Annotated in this window: 3 protein-coding genes and 1 pseudogene; all 4 read left to right on the top strand. The window is 48.3% G+C overall.

Annotated elements, in window-relative coordinates; genetic code table 11:
- The first annotated feature begins 288 nt into the window (after positions 1-288).
- Positions 289-855 carry an RNA polymerase sigma-70 factor gene (locus K2G43_RS04355; RefSeq protein ID WP_297644434.1) on the top strand — a complete coding sequence of 189 codons (567 nt, stop codon included), beginning with the start codon at positions 289-291 and terminating at the stop codon, positions 853-855.
- 114 nt (positions 856-969) lie between these two features.
- Positions 970-1,908, top strand: coding sequence for a FecR domain-containing protein (locus tag K2G43_RS04350; RefSeq protein ID WP_297644436.1), 939 nt, complete (start codon positions 970-972; stop codon positions 1,906-1,908).
- Between the two features lie 313 nt (positions 1,909-2,221).
- Entirely contained in the window at positions 2,222-5,407 is a 3,186-nt protein-coding gene (locus K2G43_RS04345; protein WP_300153133.1) for a TonB-dependent receptor, read from the top strand.
- A 12-nt stretch (positions 5,408-5,419) separates the two neighbouring features.
- Positions 5,420-5,612, top strand: a pseudogene (locus K2G43_RS04340) (RagB/SusD family nutrient uptake outer membrane protein); the annotation flags it as partial.

Here is a 5,612-nt window from a genome sequence, read left to right as displayed (position 1 = left end):
AACTCCACTCCCTAGGACCGAAGAATGTCCGAAGAACGTCCGAAGAAACACCGAAGAAACTACGGAGCAGGTAAGGGCCGGATAAGACGAGGGCGAGAAGAACAAAGTGAAACGCCTTCTTCGGAAGGAAGATATTTCGTGTAAACAATTATAACTTCCAGTCCCTTTTCACTTCCGCTAACTTTCTTCAAGGAAGCCGGGCAAACACGAAGGGGATTTTCGTTGAGCCTGTTGCCGCAACGGGAAATTAAGCGTATATTTGTTGGCTAAAAAACAGATCTGAGCACGGTGAAAGAAAGTATATTACATCACACTTTTAATACGATCTACACTTCCTATTACAGAAAGTCTTTCTTGTTTGCCAAGTCGTATGTGCACGATGACTTGGCGGCAGAAGACATTGCTTCCGAAGCCCTGATAAAATTGTGGCAGAAGTTGGAATCGGACGCGATAGACGAAAAAGAGATGCTTCCGCTGCTGCTCACCATCCTGAAAAACAAATCTCTGGACTATCTGAAACACGAGCATGTAAAACGCGAAGCGTTCGACACGATGATGGAGTGGCAGGAGCGGGAACTGCTTCTTCGCACCTCCGCCTTGAAGGCGTGCGATCCCGGCGAGATATTCTCCAATGAAGTGGAAGCCATCGTAAAGCGCACGTTGCAAACGCTGCCCGAACAGACACGACGCGTATTCATTCTGAGCCGTTTCGACAACAAGACCAATAAGGAAATAGCCGAAGAGATGGGAATCTCCATCAAAGGGGTCGAATATCACATCACAAAGGCACTGAAAGTCTTGCGCCTTGCGCTGAAGGACTATCTTCCGCTGTTCTATCTCCTGTTTTGCCGCTAATCTTCCCTCTTTTTACTTCCTTCCAGATGTAAAGACACAAAAAATAAGATTTTTCTCTCTTTTCCTTTAGGGCAGTCGCCGCTTCAGTCGTTTATTTATAAAATGACGCGGAATATGAATAACGAGCTGCTACAAAAATACATATCAGGAGATGTCACAGAGGCAGAGAAACAGCGCATTGTGCAATGGATAGAAGAGAGTCCTGAGAACATGCGCGAGTACATGGCCCAGCGCAAACTGCATGACATCGCCTTATGGCGTACGGAACCGGCGACGGAAGTGCGGCATGAAAAGAAAAAGTTCACGCTGCGCAGCGTCGGAATGGAACTTATCAAAATGGCGGCTGTATTCGCGCTTGCGCTTGTCGGCGGCTATTACATGATGGAGATGCGGCCTGACAAGCCGGAACCGCTGCAATCGCTTTATGTTCCTGCCGGACAGCGAGCGGAACTGATGCTTGCCGACGGTACGAAAGTGTGGCTGAACTCACGCAGCAGCCTGACGTTTCCGGGAAGCTTCGACGGCGACACCCGGCAAGTGAAACTAGATGGAGAAGGCTATTTCGACGTGGCGAAGCATGCGGAGCGGCCCTTTATCGTGGAAACCAACAAATACAACGTGAGAGTATTGGGAACAGAGTTCAACGTGAAAGCGTATGCCGTGGACAGCGTTTGGGAAACCTCGCTGCTGAAAGGGGCCGTGGAGATTCTGCTTCCCGGCGCGGGAGGCAACGGACTGAGGCTGGAACCGAACACAACGGCACGCCTGGAGGGTGGCCGTTTAGTGAAAGGCGGAATAGAAAATCCGAACCACTTCTTGTGGCGCGAAGGCCTGATTTGCTTCAACAATATCACCGTGGGCGACATGTTCAAAAAGCTGGAACTCTACTTTGGAGTGAACATCGACGTGAAAAACGACCGGATACTGAAGAACCGCTATACAGGTAAGTTCCGTACCAGCGACGGCGTGGAGCATGTATTGAAAGTGTTGAGGCTGCGGAACAAGTTCACCTATACAAAAGATGACGAGACCAATGTGATAACCATACATTAACCTTAAAACAAGAACTGCCTATGAAATAAAGAACGGATTCCAACAAAAAAAGGATGGCGCTACCAACGCCATCCCTTCTACAAACAGTCAACTACCATTGACTTTTTTTCCAAGTAATTTTTAATAAAAACCTAGAATAAAGCAATGCAAATATATGAAAAATAATTTGTATCAAGAATCTATTGTAGAAATTAAACGTTTTTTCCGACTTATGAGAAACACAGTTTTAGCCTTGTTTGCTTTTGCTGGAACTCTTTTTGCCACTAACTCATCCTATTCACAGACCATGAAAGTGACGATGACGTCCAACAACATGACAGTTGGCAAAGTAATCCATGAAATAGAAAGACAGACGGACTATCTCTTCGTTTACGATGAAAGCGAAGTGAACATGAAGCGCAGCGTGAAAGTGAATGCGCAGAATACTCCCGTGGCCGAAGTGCTGAAAGAGATGTTTGAAGGAACAGGAACCTACTATGCCATGGAAGGCAAGAACATTATGTTGATGGGCAAGGTGAATGCGCCGCAAGCCGTTCAACAAGCCAATAAGATAACCGGTGTGGTGACGGACGTGAATGGCGAACCGATTATCGGTGCCAATGTAAAAATCAAAAACGAATCAATAGGTGTCATTACAGATATAGACGGACGTTTCGCGCTGGAAACTCCGATAGGATCGGTATTGCAGTTCACCTACATCGGCTATGTTTCTCAAGAAGTAAAGGTCAGCAACTTGAGGCATCTGAGCATCGTGCTGAAAGAGGACAGCAAGACGCTGGAAGAAGTAGTCGTTGTGGGATATGGCACACAGAAGAAGGTGAACCTTACGGGATCGGTATCTTCCATCAAGAGTGAAAAGCTGGAACGTCAGCCCGTAGTGTCTATGAAGGATGCATTGGCAGGTTTGGCGCCGGGGCTTACGGTAGTGAAGTCTTCCGGTCAACCGGGTACCAGCAATCCTTCGATTACGGTGCGTGGTGTCGGCACATGGCAGGATGCCGGCCCGCTGGTATTGGTGGATGGCATGTCAATGAACATCGCCGATGTATTGCCTAATGACATTGAGAGCATCTCTGTATTGAAAGATGCCGCTTCGGCCGCCATCTACGGTTCACGTGCCGCCAACGGTGTAATCCTGATTACCACCAAAAAAGGGAAGGCAGGCCAAATACACGTGAATTATAATGGAAACTTCGGCTGGCAACAGGCTACGCGCCACCCGCACCTGACCACAGGCTGGCAATATGCCGAACTTTACAACCGCGCCATGGCGGCAGATGGCAAGGCTTTGTCTGACGGAACCACACTGCTGTTCCCGCAAGAGAAAATCGACCGCATGAAAAACGGTACAGGCAACCCTGACCACAACGAAGCGAACACAGACTGGTTCAACGAACTGCTGAAGACTGCTCCGCAACAGACACACGACTTGTCCATCACCGGCGGTAGCGACCGCATACAATATGTAGGTACCGTAGGTTGGGCGAAGCAGGAAGGTGTCATCGAGTCATCTTACGAACGTTACAACATCCGCCTGAACACAACCGCCAATCTGGCGGATTGGTTGACTATCCAGTCCAACATCGCCTATATCAACGACGTAAGCAAGCAGAGCCCGGGACTGACGTATGCCTACTATTATGCTCCCCGCTCATTCCCCAACATGCCTGTGAAGTATTCGGATGGAACCTGGTCTTTCCACTCCACTCCTAAGAATCCGGTACGAATGACCACCGACGAGTATGGGTATCAGAAATATGAGACGGATAAATTGTCACTGCTCTTCTCGCCCGAAATCAAACTGTTCAAAAACTCATTGCAGCTGAAAGGGACATTAGGATACGAGACAAAGATATCCTATGTGGACAAGTTCGAGAAGAGAGTCATCTATGACGCATTTGAACCTGCCGGACAAGCGGAGAATGTGTTTATCGCACGCAATCAAAAGACAGATACCTGGTATCGGAACCGAAACCTGACATTGAGCGCCACCGCCAACTATATGAAACGCTTTGGCAACCATGATATCAATGTGTTAGTGGGTACATCACGCGAGCAGTTCAGGTACAATACGACCGCGGCATCCCGCAAGGACTTCCCGACCGATGATTTCGAAGTATTGGATCCGGGAGACGCTTCTACAGCGGCTGCAAGCGGCAACAAGACATACAACGCGTTGGTTTCGGCCTTCGGCAGAATCAACTATTCGTACAAAGACCGCTACTTGTTTGAAGCGAATATCCGTCACGACGGTTCTTCCAAGTTTGCCAAAGGACATCGTTGGGGCACGTTCCCCTCATTCTCCGCCGCGTGGAGAATCTCTGAAGAAAGTTTCTTCGCACCGGTTCAGGACAAAATCCAGAATCTGAAATTACGCGCCTCCTGGGGTAAACTGGGCAACCAGAGTATCAGCAACTACCTGAGTATGTCCACTTACGGCATCTCCTCCCGCTTCTATATGTTCGATGGCATTACGCAAACCTTGATGACAGAGAGCATCATGGGGAATAAAGACATCACATGGGAAACGAGCACGAACCTCAACTTCGGTGTTGATGTGAATACGCTGAACAACAGATTGGGATTTACATTCGACTGGTACACCCGCGACACAGACAATATCCTGTTAAGCCTGGAAGCCCCCAGCCTGTTGGGCATCACGCCTCCCATCTCCAATGCCGGCAAGGTCAGAAACCGTGGATGGGAACTTACCGTCAACTGGCAAGACAAGATAAACGATTTCCAATACAACATCGGCTTTATGCTGTCGGACGTGAAGAACAAAATCCTTGACTTGAACGGATATAAATCACCGACCTCCAATCTGACCGCCCGTATCGAGGGAGAGCCCATCGACGCCTTGTTCGGCTGGAAGACATTGGGCCTCGCCGACACGCAAGAGAAATATGAGAAGTACAAAGAGGTGATGCTGACATACAACCCTTACTTCTCTTTGGGAGACATCATTATTGAAGACCTGAACAAAGACGGCAAGATAAACGAAAATGACAAGACCATCATCGGCAACCAGATTCCTCGTTTCACGTTCAGCCTGAACCTTGGATTCAACTACAAGGCCATCGACTTCTCGGCACTGTTCCAAGGGGTAGGAAAGGTGGATGGATTCCTTCCGGGCGACGTGATTGAAGCGTTAAATGCCAAAACGGCCATGAGAGAGCATTATTACGACTCCTTTGACCCAGCCAACCCCAAGAGTGGAAAATACTTCCCGCGCCTGACAACCACCAACAGCCTGAATTACGACAATATGTCACATTGGGTACAAGACGGTTCATACATCCGTCTGAAGAACTTGCAGGTGGGTTATACCTTTAAGTTCGGTCCGAAGATTCCGGTGGAAAAGGCAAGAATCTACCTTGCGGGACAGAACCTGTTCACAATTACGAGCTATCGGATTTTTGACCCTGAGAGCGGAACCAATCCCACCGCATTCCCCAATTCGAGAGTATATAGTATAGGCGCTAATATTACATTTTAAACCATTGAAATCATGAAAAATAAATTCTTGTTCATAATCTTCTTGATAGGATGCACGCTCTGTTCATGTGATGATATACTTGATGCGCAGCCCAAAGACAAGTTGCCGCAAGAGACTTTCTGGAAAGTTCCCGGCAACGTGCGCGCTTTCGTAACGGATGTGTATTCGCGGGCGTTCCCGTCGGCATACGAGACAGTCTCGTATC

The sequence above is a fragment of the Bacteroides sp. genome (assembly GCF_029057325.1).
Taxonomy (GTDB): domain Bacteria; phylum Bacteroidota; class Bacteroidia; order Bacteroidales; family Bacteroidaceae; genus Bacteroides.
The sequence above is the reverse complement of the archived record's forward strand: the minus strand, read 5'-3'. Positions and strand labels throughout refer to the sequence as shown.

What these genes read in the sequence shown, in the direction of transcription:
- K2G43_RS04350 (WP_297644436.1), top strand. Translation starts at nt 970, where the DNA reads ATGAATAACGAGCTGCTACAAAAATACATATCAGGAGATGTCACAGAG.
- K2G43_RS04345 (WP_300153133.1), top strand. Translation starts at nt 2,222, where the DNA reads ATGACAGTTGGCAAAGTAATCCATGAAATAGAAAGACAGACGGACTAT.